The sequence below is a fragment of the Pseudomonas sp. OTU5201 genome (assembly GCF_038440135.1).
Classification (GTDB): Bacteria; Pseudomonadota; Gammaproteobacteria; order Pseudomonadales; family Pseudomonadaceae; genus Metapseudomonas; species Metapseudomonas resinovorans.
The window spans coordinates 1-16,007 of record NZ_JASATC010000074.1 but is presented as its reverse complement, the minus strand read 5'-3'; the positions used below and the strand labels follow the sequence as shown (position 1 = coordinate 16,007).

The 16,007-nt window shown below is 58.9% G+C and carries 12 protein-coding genes and 2 pseudogenes; 6 read left to right on the top strand and 8 right to left on the bottom strand.

The genetic code is table 11. The features are described 5' to 3' along the window. Positions 1 to 202: 202 nt before the first annotated feature. The 8 genes and pseudogenes from AAHM40_RS26575 to AAHM40_RS26540 all read right to left on the bottom strand — a co-directional run bounded on the left by AAHM40_RS26575 (position 203) and on the right by AAHM40_RS26540 (position 6,363). Positions 203 to 976: a crotonase/enoyl-CoA hydratase family protein gene (locus AAHM40_RS26575; RefSeq protein WP_028630260.1), complete on the bottom strand. Its 774-nt coding sequence runs from the start codon at positions 974 to 976 to the stop codon at positions 203 to 205. 191 nt (positions 977 to 1,167) lie between these two features. Beyond that, positions 1,168 to 2,079, bottom strand: coding sequence for an SDR family oxidoreductase (locus tag AAHM40_RS26570; protein WP_028630454.1), 912 nt, complete (start codon positions 2,077 to 2,079; stop codon positions 1,168 to 1,170). Between the two features lie 104 nt (positions 2,080 to 2,183). Further along, entirely contained in the window at positions 2,184 to 2,435 is a 252-nt protein-coding gene (locus AAHM40_RS26565) for a hypothetical protein (RefSeq protein ID WP_342247377.1), read from the bottom strand. Positions 2,436 to 2,555: 120 nt separating this feature from the next. Beyond that, positions 2,556 to 3,376, bottom strand: a pseudogene (locus AAHM40_RS26560) (alpha/beta fold hydrolase). A 50-nt stretch (positions 3,377 to 3,426) separates the two neighbouring features. Then, the gene (locus AAHM40_RS26555) at positions 3,427 to 4,209 is read right to left on the bottom strand and encodes a class II aldolase/adducin family protein (RefSeq protein WP_342247376.1); all 783 of its coding nucleotides are present in this window, start codon (positions 4,207 to 4,209) and stop codon (positions 3,427 to 3,429) included. A 190-nt stretch (positions 4,210 to 4,399) separates the two neighbouring features. Continuing rightward, positions 4,400 to 4,858: a cupin domain-containing protein gene (locus AAHM40_RS26550; protein WP_342247375.1), complete on the bottom strand. Its 459-nt coding sequence runs from the start codon at positions 4,856 to 4,858 to the stop codon at positions 4,400 to 4,402. Next, positions 4,858 to 5,307, bottom strand: a complete 450-nt coding sequence (locus tag AAHM40_RS26545; protein ID WP_342247374.1) for a flavodoxin — start codon at positions 5,305 to 5,307, stop codon at positions 4,858 to 4,860. The genes AAHM40_RS26550 and AAHM40_RS26545 overlap by 1 nt, the downstream gene beginning before the upstream one ends. Before the next feature lie 144 nt (positions 5,308 to 5,451). Next, complete coding sequence (locus AAHM40_RS26540; protein WP_342247373.1) at positions 5,452 to 6,363, bottom strand: LysR family transcriptional regulator; 912 nt, start codon at positions 6,361 to 6,363, stop codon at positions 5,452 to 5,454. A gap of 107 nt (positions 6,364 to 6,470) precedes the next feature. Here AAHM40_RS26540 and AAHM40_RS26535 point away from each other — a divergent pair, with 107 nt between their 5' ends. The 6 genes and pseudogenes from AAHM40_RS26535 to AAHM40_RS26510 all read left to right on the top strand — a co-directional run. Further along, positions 6,471 to 9,896, top strand: coding sequence for a molybdopterin-dependent oxidoreductase (locus tag AAHM40_RS26535; RefSeq protein ID WP_342247372.1), 3,426 nt, complete (start codon positions 6,471 to 6,473; stop codon positions 9,894 to 9,896). 33 nt (positions 9,897 to 9,929) lie between these two features. Further along, positions 9,930 to 10,877 carry an ornithine cyclodeaminase family protein gene (locus AAHM40_RS26530; RefSeq protein WP_342247371.1) on the top strand — a complete coding sequence of 316 codons (948 nt, stop codon included), beginning with the start codon at positions 9,930 to 9,932 and terminating at the stop codon, positions 10,875 to 10,877. A gap of 67 nt (positions 10,878 to 10,944) precedes the next feature. Next, entirely contained in the window at positions 10,945 to 12,375 is a 1,431-nt protein-coding gene (locus tag AAHM40_RS26525) for a short-chain fatty acid transporter (protein ID WP_342247378.1), read from the top strand. A 121-nt stretch (positions 12,376 to 12,496) separates the two neighbouring features. Next, positions 12,497 to 13,495, top strand: a complete 999-nt coding sequence (gene moaA / locus AAHM40_RS26520; RefSeq protein WP_342247370.1) for a GTP 3',8-cyclase MoaA — start codon at positions 12,497 to 12,499, stop codon at positions 13,493 to 13,495. 147 nt (positions 13,496 to 13,642) lie between these two features. Then, positions 13,643 to 14,929: an OprD family porin gene (locus tag AAHM40_RS26515; protein ID WP_342247369.1), complete on the top strand. Its 1,287-nt coding sequence runs from the start codon at positions 13,643 to 13,645 to the stop codon at positions 14,927 to 14,929. A 250-nt stretch (positions 14,930 to 15,179) separates the two neighbouring features. Further along, positions 15,180 to 16,007, top strand: a pseudogene (locus tag AAHM40_RS26510) (proline dehydrogenase family protein); the annotation flags it as partial.

Below are 16,007 nucleotides of genomic sequence, written 5' to 3'. Positions count from 1 at the left end.
CTGGCAAGCCAGCTCCTACGGGCAATGCAGCTGCCTACAACACGTCATGCAGACATAGCCAATTCATTCACCAAGCAGAACGAAGTTCTGCCGCAGGTCGGTGAAGGCCACACCAGCTCAAGGAACCAGACCCAACGCTTCGGATCCGAACGTTGGGTTTCGCTTCGCGCTAGCGGAACGCTTCTCGCCGCAACCTACGGAATTAATCGTCGAAACGCCCGTGCCGCCCCTGCCCCGCTTTGAAGGATCGGGCACCGGCCAGCGTCTCGCCGCTGTGGATAACCTTCATCCCACCCGCGAATTCATTGGCAAGGGCCTCCTCGAACGGCAAGTCCCACTGGGCATAGGCGCTGGCACGATCAGCGAGCATGCACCGCAGCGGAAATGCAGCAATGGCATGGGCCAGTTCCTCGGCCGCCGCACGGGCTTCGCCCTTCGGCACCACCCGATTGGCCAGCCCCATGGCCAAAGCCTCCTGGGCCTTCACCGGACGCCCGGTGAGAATCAGGTCCAGCGCACGCCCCTGACCGATGACGCGCGGCAAACGCACAGTACCGCCGTCGATCAGCGGCACACCAAAGCGGCGGCAGAACACGCCGAATACCGCGTCCTCGGCCATCACCCGCATATCCGCCAACAGCGCCAGCTCCAGCCCACCGGCCACGGCATGGCCTTCGACGGCGGCGATCAGCGGTTTCTGCAGTTGCATCCGGCTCGGCCCCATGGGCCCATCGCCCTCGGGATCGAGTCGATTGCGCCGCGCACCGTCCTCGGCCACCGCCCCCAGGTCGGCACCGGCACAGAAGGTGCCGCCAGCCCCGGTGAGCACGGCGACACGCGCTTCCTCGTCCACCTCGAACGCCCGCAGCGCCGCTGCCAGTGCGTCAGCCGTGGGCCGGTCGACGGCGTTACGCACGTCGGGCCGGTCGATGATCAACGTGGTGACCGGACCGTTCTTCTCGACTCTTACGTTCATGGGGGCTCCTGGGGGTGGAAATGAAGAACTGCTTTTCCCGTAGGGGTGAATTCATTCGCCCCTACGGGATTTTGCTCTCACCACGTTGCATGACCCATGAAAAAGGCCGGCAACAAGGCCGGCCTTCAACATAGTGCTTCCCGAGACGAATGATCAGCCCACTGGCGGAACTGCCCCGGTGAACGGCGCGATCAGAGGGCGTACTTCTGTAGGTTGGCCATCATCTCGCGCAGCGCTTCAACGTTGTCCGCCGGATGGGCGGCATCGGTGAAGTCGCAGATGCGCTGCCAGTTGGCCGCAACGTCTTCGGCATCGAAGCCCGCCTTGGGGTCGAAGCCGAAGCCCAGGCTGCGCTCCCAGCGCACCTTGCCGATCCAGCCGCCACCCACTTCGAACAGGCCGGAAGTGTCCTGGCACTGTTCGCTGCCAAGGAACACCACCAGCGGGCTGACCAGCTCGGGCTTGAGTTGCTCGAACACCTGCGGCGGGATCAGGCCTTCGGTCATGCGGGTACCGCCGGTGGGGGCGATGGCGTTGACCAGGATGTTGTTCTTGCGGCCTTCGATGGCCAGGTTACGGGTCAGGCCGTAGAGGCCTAGCTTGGCCATGCCGTAGTTGGACTGGCCGAAGTTGCCGTAGATGCCCGAGGTGGACGAGGTGAAGATGACGCGGCCGTAGTTCTGCTCGCGCATGTGCGGCCAGGCGGCGCGGGTGACCTTGTAGGCGCCTTCGACGTGGACCTTGTAAACCAGGTCCCAGTCGGCGTCGTCCATCTTGTGGAACGTCTTGTCGCGCAGGATGCCGGCGTTGTTCACCACCACGTCGATACGGCCGAAGTGGTCGAGAGCGGTCTGCACGATCTTGTCGCCGTCGGTTACCGAATCATGGCTGGCAACAGCGGTACCGCCGGCTTCGCGGATTTCCGCCACCACGCGGTCGGCCGCCGAGGCGTTGGCACCTTCGCCGTGGGTGCTGCCACCCAGGTCGTTGACTACCACCCTGGCGCCATGACGGGCGAATTGCAGTGCGTGGGCGCGGCCAATGCCACCGCCGGCACCGGTGACGATTACGACTTTGTCTTCGAAGCGGATTGCATCGCTCATGGGCTGGGCTCCTTGGCAGGCCTGGGTATCCGCCGAGTCTCCGGCAGCTGCCCCGGCCCCACAAGAATCGGAACCGCCATGAATGGTGCCCGATAAGGGCGGCGTTACTTGATGGGAAGGAACAGGCTGCCACGCGGGCGCAGCTTGAATAGCCACCAGTGGTAGCTGTGACAGAGCAACGCGAGCAATGCAGCAGCCATCAGGCAACCGATCGAGGCCAGCCAGCTCCACAGGCCGGGCTCGCGCAGCACGGCATAGCCGATCAGGCTGAGACCGGCGATGAGCAGCAGGGCCGCAGTAGCCGGTCCCAGGGTACGAATGATCGGATAGAGAAACACCAGAAAGCGGAACAGCATGGTCAGGCCTCGAGGGTGCCGGGCAACGCCTGCCCGGCCAATGGGTGAGGCCGGAGATGCTAGTGCCACGCTTCCAGCGACTGGAGGCGGACACGTCCTAATAAATTGTGGGAAATGCCGCTATCTATCTCGATCATGAAAGGCCAGGTAGTGCTCCAGCACCTGATCCGGCGCCTCGGTCTGCGGGTAGTGGCCGATGCCTTCGAGCAGCACGGTGTCGGCATTCGGGATCAGCTCGCGATAGCGCGCCACCATGTGAGCCCCTGAAATCGGGTCCACCGCGCCGTCGATCACCCGCAACGGCACCCCACCCTTTTGCATCGCGGCCACCCAACGGTCGCGCTGCTGGCGACGCTCAGGGATGTAATGGATCAGGCGGTGCATCACGGACGGCCCATCGCTTTCGGCGATCAAGCGCCAGAAGTCATCCAGCTCCCGTTCGCTGGGCTGGGTGTTCGGGCCGAACACCTGGGCGAAGCTGGCAGCCAGCTTGCGCCGCGAGAACAGCCGACCGACCAGGCTACCGACCGGACTGAGCAGCATTTTCTGCACCAGCACCGGCCGGTTTCCGGAAACAGGCCGCCATTGAGGAAGACGCAGCTGGCCAGGTTGAAACGCCCTTCGTGGTGCCGCGCCAGCAGCTCCTGGGCGACGCTGTCGCCATAGTCGTGGGCCAGCACATGCACCGGGCCATCCACCCCCACGTGCGCCAGCAGCGCCTGCTTCAGGTCAGCCTGCTCCAGCAGCCGGTAGTCATGACCACGCGGCTTGGCGGAGTAGCCGAAACCCAGCAGGTCACAAGCGATGACGCGGAAGCGCCGCGCCAGCGGTTCCCAGAGGTAGTGCCAGTCCCAGGACGCAGTGGGGAAGCCGTGGATCAACAGCAGCGGTTCGCCCTCCCCCGCCGTCCAGTAGCGGATGCGCTGGCCACGGAAGTCCATGTCCTGTGCCTGGGCGCGCCAGTCGCCCAGGGGAATGCCGGCCAGGCCGGTCACTGCGCGTAACCGGGGAACTGTTGGTCGAGTTTGCGCAATAGCGCCGGCCAGGGCAGCGCGCCGCCCATGCCCGTGGAGCTTTTCATCACGCCAGCGAGCATCGCCTTGGCGCCGTCGAGAATCTGCTGCGGGATGTGGATAAGTTCGCCGCCACCGGACTGGGCCATCACCTGGATCTCGCAGGCACGCTGCATCGTGAACATGCCCAGGAAGGCATCGGCGATGCTACCGAAGGCGGTGAGCAGGCCGTGGTTGGGCAGGATCATGAAGTTGGCCTGACCGAGGTCGGCCTGCAGGCGGGCTTTCTCATCATGGTTCAGTGCGACGCCCTCGTAGCCGTGGTAGGCCAGGCTGGAAAGCACGAACAGCGACTGCTGGGACAGCGGCAGCAAGCCCTGTTTCTGCGCCGACACGGCAATGCCGGCGGGGGTGTGGATATGCAGCACGCAGCCCACGTCCGGACGCACCTCATGCACGGCGCTGTGGATGGTGTAGCCGGCCGGGTTGATGTCGTAGGGGCCATCCATCAACTTGTTGCCGGCCAGGTCGATCTTCACCAGGCTGGAGGCGGTGATCTCGTGGAACATCAGCCCATAGGGGTTGATCAGGAAGTCCTCGGTGCCGGGGACCTTGGCGGAGATGTGGGTGAAGATCAGGTCGTCCCAGCCGTACAGGGCGATCAGGCGGTAGCAGGCGGCCAGGTCGACACGGGTCTGCCATTCGGCGGCAGACACCTTGTCCTTGAGATTGAGCGACGGGAGGACTTGAGCGGCGGTCATGGCGAAACCTCGTTGTTGTTATCTGTGCGAGGAGTCTAGCCATGGGCTGCCGCGGCGATAGTCGCCTTGGCAGCCAGCTTAATGGCCTTGCGGGTCAGGCCAGGGAGGCCTCCAGCCCAGCCTGCCCTACTTCCTGGTACTGGCTGACGTCTGCACCGTGGGCGCTGATGCCGAACCTGCAAGGGCAGCTCTACAGGAACTGCGGATCCAGCAACGGCCAGTCCTGCTGCGCCTGCCGATCATCGGCCAGCAGACAGAAGCCAGCGAATTCGAAACTCGGCGCTACATTGCACCCCACCAGGGTGTAAGCGCCCAAGGCGCGGGCAGCTTGCCAGGCATGGGCCGGCACGGCGCGCTGGGGCAGGCTGCCGTCAGCCACCGGGCCTAGGATTTCACGGCGTACGTCTGCGGGCGATTCGGCGACCAGCAGTTCCAACGGATCGCCTTCGTAGAAGTGCCAGATCTCGTCGGCATCCACCCGGTGCCAGCGGCTCACGCCACCCTGCGGCAAGAGGAAGAAAATCCCCGACGAAGCTGCGCGACCGCCCGGCAGGCGGCTGGTCGATTCGAACACCCGGCGGTAGTAACCACCCTCCGGGTGCGGTGCCAGTTGCAGCTCGCGGATCAGGTACGCGGCGCGCGGATGCATCAGGCTTTCAGCGCCGCAGCAACGCTGTTCAGCCAGGGCTCGGCGTCCAGTTCCGGCGTGACGGTTTCGCTGGCGTCCAGGCGCTGCATCTCCACCACTTCGCGCAGGCCGAGTTCGGCATAGAGTTCGCGCATCATCTCGCCGCCGCCGCAGAACAGGTCATAGCTGGAATCGCCCAGGGCGAGGATGGCACCAGAGCGGCCGCGCCAGTTGGGCAGGCGGTCGCGCAGCTCGGCGTACAGGGGCAGCAGGTTGTCCGGCAGTTCGCCCATGCCCGTGGTGGCGGTTACGGTCAGCAGTGCTTCGGGATCGAATGCGACCAGGTCATCCAGGCTCACCCGCGGCAGGTGACGAGCGTCCAGGCCAGCGGCCTTGAGCAGCTTTTCTGCATGACGGGCAACTTCTTCGGCGGTGCCGTAGACCGAGCCGGACAGGATAGCGACTTTCATGTTATCTGGAGCCTTAGTAATTGTTAAATATTGAATCGCCCCGACTTTCAAGGAGGCAGTTTCGTTAAAGCCAGGCCGCCATGGCCTAATTTGCTTGTCACCGGTAGAAGCTTGTCTCTACGGGCATGAAGAAGTCTCCCGTAATTAGTTCTTCATAACTTCTTTCATCGCAACAGACAGGAACTCCCTTAGTGCTGATACATTGCTTTGAAGTACCGGTTTGGCCCTCCACACCAGCCCTACATCCATTGAGGGTATCTTGTCAGCTATAACCCGCCGAACTATCCGCTGTCCTTCCAGCGACCACGGACGGTAAACCAAATCAGATAGGATCGCTATGCCGCGCCCAGCAGCGACCAAACTGCGCACGGCCTCTATCGAACGGCTCTGGAGTCTAACTCTTGGCGACAATCCATACTGATCCCAGTATTTCCTGACGGTAGCAATGTGTTCGTCCATATCTAGCAAGATGTAGTCATGCTGGGCTACATCAGCTAATTCCACCCTATCTGCCAGCATGAGCGGATGCTCCGGATGCCCCCAAAGCTGCCTAGAAGATTTCAGCAGCGTCTGGCAATCAATATGACCTCGCTCCGGAAGATTCGAGGCCAACAGGAGGGCGATATCCAAGTTTCCATCCAGAATAAGTTGCTCGACATCTTGCCGCTGATGCTCAACCACCTCCAGATTGAGGTTCGGGAACTTCTGCTCGATAGCCGGCAGTAGCGATGGCAGGACATAGGCTGTGATTGTTTCAGTGACGCCCATGCGCACTGTGCCTGTGAGATGCACCGGCTCAACAGCAGCGGCAGCAACAGCTTCCTTCACAGCCGCTTCGATCAGCTGTGCGTGCCATAGAAATCTGGCACCAGCTTCGGTCAAACGCACCCCGCTCGAGTGGCGAGAGAACAGGGAAGCTCCCACGACCTCTTCGAGTCCCTTGAGCGAAGCGGTCATTGAGGACTGTGTCACGTGACACCGTTGAGCTGCCTTGGATATCTGGCCGGTGTCCGCGATTGCCACAAAATACTGAAGCTGCTTTAGGGTTGGAAGCATCGTTTTTTCCAATATCGCAGTACAAAAATAAAGAATTATCTATACGAGATTATGCTGGCTAGCATCGAGTCATGACAGCACCGTGACAAGCTGCTGAGTGACCAAGCATGAACGTTATCGAGAAAGAAGGTTATTGCACACTGTGCCGCTCCCGTTGCGGGACCATCAATGTGGTTGCCAATGACACCCTCCTGGAGGTTCGCCCCAATCCCTCCCACCCCACTGGGAAAGCGATGTGCCTCAAGGGGAAATCCGCCCCTGAATTGCTCCATAGTGCTGATCGCATTTTGTTTCCCATGCGCAGGACCAATCCCAAGGATCACCAGGACCCGGGTTGGAAGAGAATCTCTTGGGAGGAGGCACTCTCAGAGGTCGCCAACCGTCTCCTGGAAGCTAAGCGCAGGGAGGGCGCCGAATCGGTCGCTTTCGCAGTCACCACGCCCAGCGGGACTCCGTTGAGCGACAGCGTCGACTGGATTGAGCGTTTCATCCGCTCGTTTGGCAGTCCCAACACGTGTTACGCCACTGAGATCTGTAACTGGCACAAAGATCACGCCCACGCCTTCACCTTCGGCTGCGGGATGCCTACGGCCGACTATCGCCGCGCCGAGCTCATCCTGCTTTGGGGTCATAACCCGACGAATACCTGGCTCGCCCAAGCAGAGGCAATTGGGGCGGGTAGAAGCTCCGGCGCCAAACTGATCGTGGTCGATCCGCGAGAAACACCATTGGCGAGTCAGGCGGACCAGTGGCTACGGGTGTCACCCGGTACGGACGCTTTACTGGCGATGACTCTTGCCAATGTACTGATCGAATCCGACGCATTTGATCAGGAGTTCGTGCGCCGCTGGACGAATGGGCCATTACTCGTTCGCGCCGACAATGGCCATTTCCTTCGCGGCCGTGATATTGGGCTGCTCGATGAAGATGCATTGGTGGTCTGGGACATTGTTTCGGAAACGGTCGCGCAATCGCACACACTGACGAGCGGAGCGCTTGATCATGTGGCGTTGCGCGGAACATTCCAGGTCCCCATCACAGGGCCGGGCACTTCAGCTTCAGTGATCTGCCGGCCTGCTTTTGAGCTGTATGCAAGTGAGTGCGCGAGCCATACGGTCGAGCAGGCCTCCGTCATCACTCAGATTCCAGAAGCACATATTCGGAACGCAGCACGCCTATTAGGCTCGGCGAAACGGGTGGCCTTTCACGCATGGTCAGGCGTAGGCCAGCATGACAATGCGACCCAAACCGACCGCGCAATGGCGTGCCTCTATGCCTTGACCGGCAGCTTCGACAAGAACGGTGGCAATCGGGTGTACCAAAAGCCAAGGTACAACCCTGTCGCTTCGTTTGACCTCATCTCGGAGGTGCAACGGCAGAAGGCTTTAGGTTTAGCCGACCGACCGCTGGGGCCACCGTCTCAGGGCTGGATTACAGCACGTGATCTCTATAAGGCCATTCTCAGCAAGCAGCCGTACGCTATTCGCACGCTAATGGCCTTTGGTACCAACTTGCTGTTGTCCCAGCCGGACGTTGCCCAAGGAACAGAGGCTCTCTGCGCACTCGACTTCTACGTGCACTGCGATCTATTCGAGTCGCCCAGCGCCCGTTATGCGGACATCTTGCTTCCGGTTAACACGCCTTGGGAGCGGGAAGGGCTACGTATCGGTTTCGAAATTTCGGCAGAAGCGGAGCAACTCGTTCAGCTTCGTCAGCGCATGGTTTCTCCGCGTGGTGAGTCGCGGTCGGACAACGAAATAGTCTTTGATCTTGCTGTCAGGCTGGGAATGGGCGAACTGTTCTTTGGCGGCAGCCTGGAGGCTGGGTGGAACCATATGCTCAGTCCTGCCGGCCTGAGCGTGGAGATGCTGCGAAGCCACCCGGAAGGGATCAGCGTTCCAGTTATCGACGTCGAGATGAAATACGCTGCACGCCCGAGGCACAGTGCATTCGATACCCCTACTGGCCTGGTCGAGCTGTATTCAGAGCGCCTGTTACGCCATGGCTATGCCCCTTTACCATTCTTCAAGTCACCCCAAAACGAGGCCAGCGCGGAGACCGGTCGCTCGTTCCCTCTCGTCTTGACGTCGGTCAAAAACGGCTACTTCTGCCATAGCCAGCATCGCAGCCTTGCCTCCGTAAGACGCAAAGCGATGCGACCAGAGCTGGAGTTGTCGTCGGAGTTGGCCGCTGCGCGCGGAATCAAGCAGGGCGACCCCGTCAGAGTCACAACGGTAGTTGGGCATGCTCTATTCATCGCACGTGTAACCGAAGGGCTGCATCCAGGGGTTGTAGTCGGAGAATACGGGTGGTGGCAGCGATGTGATGCGCTCGGACAAGGCGAACTTGATGCAGAGGGTAATTCCAATAGCAATTTCAATGGCCTGATCTCTACCGACAGTATCGACCCGATCAGCGGATCTTCGCCTCTGCGCGCTTTCCGCTGCGAAATTTGGCGGGACGAAGGCTTCAACATTCAGCAGCGACGTTGGGATGGCTTTCGTGATTTTCGCATCGCCAAACTGGTGAAAGAGGCCTGCGACGTCACCTCGGTATACATGGAGCCAGTCGATGGAGGCGGCCTGCCGGATTTCCTGCCAGGTCAGCATGCCACCATCAAGTTGCAGATCGGCGAGGAGGAGGTGGTGCGCTCCTACTCAATGACCGGCTCCGCGTTTGTGGCCAATCGCAAGGGCTACTCGATATCGGTTCGGCGCGCTACGGGACTCACCTCCAGCGGCGAGCAGGTGTTCGGCCGCGTATCCACCTACATCAACCAGGTATTGGCTGTGGGCGACGTCGTCTCGCTCCGCGCCCCGTCGGGTACGTTCGTCATGCCCATTGCCACGCCGCGCCCTTTGGTCCTGCTCGCAGGTGGCATTGGCATCACACCGTTCATCAACCTGCTTGAGACGCTTGTAGGTAGTGCAGCGCCTCCCCAAACGCTCCTGCTCTACGCAAATCAGCATGGCGGTGCTCATGCATTCAAAGCTCGAATCAAGGAGCTCAAGCACAGCATTGCGGGTTTGGACGTTATTAATTTCTACGACCGTCCCCGGGAAGAAGATCGGCCGGGCGTGGACTATGAGGTGGCTGGCCGCGTCAGCGTCGACTGTATTCCCGCAGCGCTGCTGAAGCGTCGCCCGCTCTTCTATATGTGCGGGCCAGTTCCAATGATGGACGCATTTACCAATGCACTCATCAGTGTTGGTGTTCCTCGCTTCGACATCATCAAGGAAGTATTTCGCTCCCCGTCAACGGCCACGGTGGAACCCGGTCAGGCATTTCGCGTGTCGTTCGACAAGTCGGGTATCTCCCACACGTGGAAATCTGCAGATGGACCACTCCTCAGTTTCGCCGAAAAGCTGGGGGTGCAACTGCCCAGCGGATGCCGAGTGGGCCAATGCGAAAGTTGTTCGGTGCGTGTTGTTTCAGGTGCCGCGCGACACCTGCACGGCGAAGAGCCCGAGAACTCCTCCCACTGCCTGGCCTGCCAGGCCGTTCCCACCAGTGACCTTGTCCTGGACGCCTAAAGACGGCGTTCCAATCACTTGGAAGTTGTAATCATGCTAATACTCGATGCTCCAACCACTCGTTCACTTCTCCCCTTTGACCAACTCGGTCCTGCATTGAAGAACGCGTTCAGTCAAGGATGCGAGGTCCCACTACGCCACAATCACAGTATTGAAGTAGAGGGTACAGAATCCGGCACGATGCTGCTGATGCCCGCATGGCAAACTGGAACGTATCTCGGCATCAAAACCGTGACGATCTTCCCCGGGAACACAAAGATCAAACTCCCAGGGCTGTACTCCACCTATATGCTCCATGACGCCTGCACAGGTAGACCTCTGGCGTTGATTGATGGCAATGAGATTACTTCGCGGCGGACCGCTGCGGCCTCCGCTCTGGCGGCGTCATATCTGAGCCGTCAAGACTCCTACTCCTTGCTCGTTCTGGGCGCTGGGCGCGTCGCGAGCCTACTGCCTTACGCTTATCGAACGGTTCGTCCAATCGAACATGTTTCGGTCTGGGATATAAATCAAGGGCAAGCCGAGCTATTGGTTGAGCAACTAAGAGCCGATGGGTTTCATGCAACGGTTGCCCAAGACTTGGAGAGCAACTGCAAAGTTGCCGACATTGTGACTGCAGCCACTCTTTCTACCGCCCCGCTCGTGCGGCGTGAGTTTCTTCGTCCAGGTACTCACCTCGATCTTATCGGTGGATTCACGCCGACAATGCGAGAAGCCGATGACTGCTGCTTCGACGGAACTTCTGTGTTCATTGACACAAATGAAGCACCAATGAAAGCCGGTGATTTGCTCCATCCAATCGAATCAGGTGTTATCAATGTGAGTGACATAAGTGCTGATCTCACGGAGTTGTGTCGGGGCGGCCATCGAGGACGAAATAACAGTAAAGAGATTACCGTATTCAAGGCTGTCGGCACCGCGCTGGAAGACTTGACTGCCGCCGTAATGGCTTACGAGGAATACCGTAATCGCGGCCACTAGAAACCGAACAATCTTGAGCTGCCATTTATTCGAACAAGTACAGGAGACGGCCATGAAAAGTGCAACCATGACAACAAGAAAGTCAGAAAACTGTTCTAACTCTGGACTTGAGGGGCTTGCGATAAAGGTAACTGAGTGGTCGGAACGCTGGTTTCCGGACTCTTATATCTTTGCTGCTATAGCAGTAATAGTGGTTGCCTTCGGTGCCTTGTGCATCGGCGCCTCTCCCAAAGCAGTCGCGACCTCCTTTGGTGAGGGCTACTGGAGTCTTATTCCCTTCACGATGCAAATGGCAATCGTGGCGATATCCGGATATGTCGTGGCGGTTTCACCGCCGGCCTCAGCCTTGATCCGAAAGCTCGCAGCGGTCCCCAAGACAGCGCGAGGGGCTGTGGCGTTCGTTGCCCTGGTGAGCCTTTTGACCTCGCTATTCAACTGGGCGATCAGCCTCATTCTGAGTGGGTTGCTGGTGCGTGCGATTGCCCGGCGCGCTGGATTTCGCGTTGATTACCGGGCGGCGAGTGCCGCCGCCTATTTGGGCATGGGCGCCACCTGGGCGTTGGGTCTGAGCTCCTCCGCCGCTCAACTGCAAGCGAACCCAGCCAGCCTGCCCAAGTCCTTGTTGGATATCACGGGCGTGATCCCGTTTTCTGACACCATCTTCCTTTGGCAGTCGATGGCAATGACCGTGGTGCTGATTGTCGTCTCGGTTCTGGTCGCGTACTTCTCTGCTCCCACCGAAGCGCGGGCGCTTACGGCTAAGGACATGGGCGTCAACCTCAATGATACCGACGAAACAGTGGAGCGGCCGACCCGGCCCGGGGAATGGCTGGAATACAGCCCGCTGATCACGTTGCTGATCGCTGGCCTGGGTACTGTTTGGCTGTTCTTTGAGTTCACGACCAAGGATCCAGTGTTCGCCATTTCCAACCTCAACACATACAACTTCTTGTTTCTGATGCTGGGGATGCTCCTCAACTGGCGCCCGAAGAGTTTTCTCCGCGCTGTGGCAAGGGCTGTACCCTCGACCGCCGGTGTAATGATTCAATTCCCACTCTACGGCGGTATCGCGTTCATCCTAACCAAAGCGCTTAATACAGACGGCGTAACCTTGTCCCACTACTTGGCATCGGGATTCGTCTCGATTGCTACTCAAGAAGCTTTCCCGGCAGTGATGGGCGTGTACTCAGCGGTGCTAGGTTTCTTCGTGCCTTCCGGTGGTGGCAAGTGGATCATTGAGGCGCCCTATGTCATGCAGGCGGCTAACGAGTTGCAGGTACATCTGGGGTGGGCGGTTCAGGTGTACAACGCTGCCGAGGCGTTGCCCAATCTGATTAATCCCTTCTGGATGCTGCCGCTTTTGGGCGTGCTGGGTATCAAAGCACGGGATATCGTCGGATTCACATTTACTCAGTTAGTCGTCCATACCCCCCTTGTGCTGTTCATGTTGTGGGCACTCGCCTTTACCCTAACTTATCAGCCTCCGGTCATGCCGTAGTTCAGCTTGCTTGTGCGGTGTCTTCGATGGCGCCGTACAGGCCGCCCGGCTACAAACAGCATCAAAGCTTCGTCGGTGAATTTGATCCGGCCCTAATCCGTTTTGAACAGGAAGGCGTCGAGTGTTAACTCGCAATTTGCTAGATAACTTTGGCCGGCGTGTAGACTATTTGCGAATTTCGGTTACGGACAGGTGCGACTTCCGCTGCGTATATTGCATGGCGGAAAAAATGAACTTTCTTCCTCGTCCCAGCGTGCTTGGCCTTGATGAAATTTACCTCCTGGCCGAGAGATTCCTTGCATTGGGAGTGAGAAAGATTCGATTGACTGGCGGCGAACCGCTCATCCGTCCCGGAATTCTCGGATTATGCGAGCGAGTCGCCAGCTTGCCGGGTTTGGATGAGCTTTGCATAACCACTAATGGCTCTCGGCTTGCCCGACTGGCTTCTCCCCTGTTCGCGACAGGTCTTAAGCGTCTTAACATCAGCTTGGATAGTTTGAGACCAGACCGCTTTCGCCAGCTGACGCGAACAGGTGACTTGAACCAGGTTTTGGCAGGGCTTGACGCTGCATTAGCGGCCGGATTTCAGCAGATAAAGCTCAACTGTGTAGTAATGAAAGGCCGCAACGATGATGAAATCCTCGATCTAGTGGCATTCGCTATCCGCCACAAGGTAGATATCAGCTTCATTGAGGAAATGCCTCTTGGGCGGATTACTGAACATCGCCGTGTCGAATCGTTCTATTCAAGTGCTGAAGTGCGGACGCGCATTGCCGAACACTACACGCTGATTGAGTCGACAGAAACCACCAATGGTCCATCACGCTATTGGCGCCTCGCCGAAGCACCTTCCATTCGAGTTGGGTTCATTTCTCCTCATAGTGAAAATTTTTGTGCTGCTTGCAATCGCGTCAGAATTACCGCTGAAGGGAAGCTTTTGCTGTGTTTGGGTAATGAGGATTCTATTGATCTGAAGAAGGTGCTCGAATGCGCCCAGGGAGATGTGTTGAAACTTGATCAGGCAATACTGGGCGCAATGAAAATGAAACCAAGAAAGCACGACTTTCAAGTGAGTGACGATGTTCAGATCGTTCGCTTCATGAGTATGAGCGGAGGGTAATCATACTTAGCAAGCCTCGGCTGCAAACAACCCCAAACGATACGCTGCCATCTAATTGACAACGCCCAACTCTTCAGGCGCAAGTTTTCGCCTCGGGGTTGGCTTGCCCTGATAAAGGGCTTTAACTTGCTCAGGAGCCTTCCTACAATGAAAATACGCCCCTACAGCTTTGTTGCGGTCCCTGCTTCTCTTGTCCTAGTTGCAAGTGCGCCGCCTGTTTATGCCAATTTCTTCGAAGATGGCAAAGCAAGTTTGGAGTTGAGGAATTTCTACTTTAGCCGCGACTTCCGTGACAGCACAACTCTCCAATCCAAACGTGAAGAGTGGGCACAAGGCTTTATTCTGAATCTGCAGTCTGGCTTTACTGAGGGAGACGTGGGGTTTGGCCTGGACGCAGTTGCCATGCTTGGGGTGAAGCTGGACTCCAGCCCAGATCGGAGCGGTACGGGTCTACTCCCCCGGGGTGCCGATAAGCGCGCAGAAGATAGCTACGCCAAAGTGCTTCCGACGGCTAAGGTTCGCCTAAGCAAGAGCGAACTACGAGTAGGTGGCTTGAGTCCGGTACTCCCGCTCTTGGCATCGAACAATAGTCGTTTGCTTCCTCAGGTATTCACCGGCGGACAATTGGTTTCCCAGGATCTGGATAGGCTGACCTTCACGCTTGGCAGGATCGACTCGGTAAAGCAGCGCGATTCGTCCAACTCCGAAGACCTCACCGCTTCAGCGCAGTTCGGCGCCTATTCCACCCGCGTTTCCAGCGACCATTACAACTACGGTGGCGTCGACTATCTGGTGCTTCCCAGCCTGACGCTTAGCTATCACCTCAGCGAACTGGAGGATCTATTTCGTCGTGACTACTTTGGGTTGAAGTTCAGTCCAGCGATAGGTCCGGGCAAGGCGTTCGCAGAGCTCCGCTATTTTGCAGCCAACGAGGCCGGTCAAGAACTGGCGGGTAAAGTCGATAATCGTACCCTCAGCAGTAACTTTGGTTATAGCTGGGCCGGGCAAACCATTAGTGCCGGTTACCAGGAAGCCAAGGGAGACTCGCCGTTTCCGTATGTCAGCGGTACGGATACCTATTTGTTCAGCGAAATGCTGGTAAGCACCTTCGCCCTTGCCGAAGAACGGGCCTGGTATGGTCGCTACGACTATGACTTTGCCCAGCTCGGCGTACCGGGCCTGACATTCAGCCTGCGCTATGTGAAAGGTGAGGACGTAGACCCGACTGCAGTGACTACGGTCAAGGCAGCAGCGCTCCGCGCCTCAGGCCAAACCGGCAGCGAATGGGAACGCAGTACGGACCTCACCTACGTCGTCCAGTCAGGACCACTGAAGAACCTTTCGCTGCGATGGCGCAACGCGACCAACCGATCGGACTATGCAGATGGGGCTGATGAGAATCGGCTGATTTTCAGCTACTCCATCTCGCTCTGAGTCAGCTCAAACTACTGACTCCGCACAACTGGATCGATTTACCCACTGGCTCAAACCGGTGGGTGTTCTTGATTTCGAAGCATCTCTTAAGGCCGTCCCGAGCCAAGCGCGTGCCTGAGACCATTGAACCTTTTTAATGGAGACCTCCATGGCTATTTACCTTGACAGGCAATTGGGCAATGGCGAGTACCAAGTCCTCTCTGCCAGCCAAGCTGTTCATCAGCCTTTTCTGAGCCTCACGAAGAGTACGCGGCCGCTGTCCGTGCTCCGTGCCGCCATCACCGCCGCCTATCGCCGCCCCGAGCAGGAAGCCGTGCCCATGCTGCTGGAGCAGGCCCGCCTGCCCGCCGAGATGGCTGACGCTGCCTACAAGCTTGCTTACGGCATTGCAGAAAAGCTGCGCAACCAGAAGAGCGCCGGCGGCCGCGCCGGCATCGTCCAGGGCCTGCTGCAGGAGTTCTCCCTGTCTTCCCAAGAAGGCGTGGCGCTGATGTGCCTGGCCGAAGCCCTGCTGCGCATTCCGGACAAGGGCACCCGTGACGCCCTGATCCGCGACAAGATCAGCACCGGCAACTGGCAGCAGCACCTGGGCCAGAGCCCGTCGATGTTCGTCAACGCCGCCTCCTGGGGTCTGCTGATCACCGGCAAGCTGGTATCCACGCACAACGAAGCCGGCCTGTCCTCCTCGCTGAACCGCATCATCGGCAAGAGCAGCGAACCCTTGATCCGCAAAGGCGTGGACATGGCGATGCGCCTGATGGGTGAGCAGTTCGTTACCGGTGAAACCATCGCCGAAGCCCTGGCCAACGCCACCAGCTTCGAAGCCAAGGGCTTCCGCTACTCCTACGACATGCTCGGTGAAGCCGCGCTGACCGAGGAAGACGCCCAGCGCTACTACGCCTCCTATGAGCAGGCGATCCACGCTATCGGCAAGGCTTCCCACGGTCGCGGCATCTACGAAGGCCCGGGCATCTCCATCAAGCTCTCCGCCCTGCACCCGCGCTACAGCCGCGCCCAGTACGAGCGCATGATGGGCGAGCTGTACCCGCGCCTGCTGTCGCTGACCCTGCTGGCCAAG

Bases quoted from the DNA above. Each gene is read 5' to 3' on its own strand.
- AAHM40_RS26525 (WP_342247378.1), top strand. From the start codon at position 10,945: ATGACAACAAGAAAGTCAGAAAACTGTTCTAACTCTGGACTTGAGGGG.
- AAHM40_RS26565 (WP_342247377.1), bottom strand. From the start codon at position 2,435: ATGCTGTTCCGCTTTCTGGTGTTTCTCTATCCGATCATTCGTACCCTG.
- AAHM40_RS26570 (WP_028630454.1), bottom strand. From the start codon at position 2,079: ATGAGCGATGCAATCCGCTTCGAAGACAAAGTCGTAATCGTCACCGGT.
- AAHM40_RS26535 (WP_342247372.1), top strand. From the start codon at position 6,471: ATGAACGTTATCGAGAAAGAAGGTTATTGCACACTGTGCCGCTCCCGT.
- AAHM40_RS26575 (WP_028630260.1), bottom strand. From the start codon at position 976: ATGAACGTAAGAGTCGAGAAGAACGGTCCGGTCACCACGTTGATCATC.
- AAHM40_RS26555 (WP_342247376.1), bottom strand. From the start codon at position 4,209: ATGACCGCCGCTCAAGTCCTCCCGTCGCTCAATCTCAAGGACAAGGTG.
- AAHM40_RS26550 (WP_342247375.1), bottom strand. From the start codon at position 4,858: ATGCATCCGCGCGCCGCGTACCTGATCCGCGAGCTGCAACTGGCACCG.
- AAHM40_RS26515 (WP_342247369.1), top strand. From the start codon at position 13,643: ATGAAAATACGCCCCTACAGCTTTGTTGCGGTCCCTGCTTCTCTTGTC.
- AAHM40_RS26545 (WP_342247374.1), bottom strand. From the start codon at position 5,307: ATGAAAGTCGCTATCCTGTCCGGCTCGGTCTACGGCACCGCCGAAGAA.
- AAHM40_RS26530 (WP_342247371.1), top strand. From the start codon at position 9,930: ATGCTAATACTCGATGCTCCAACCACTCGTTCACTTCTCCCCTTTGAC.
- AAHM40_RS26540 (WP_342247373.1), bottom strand. From the start codon at position 6,363: ATGCTTCCAACCCTAAAGCAGCTTCAGTATTTTGTGGCAATCGCGGAC.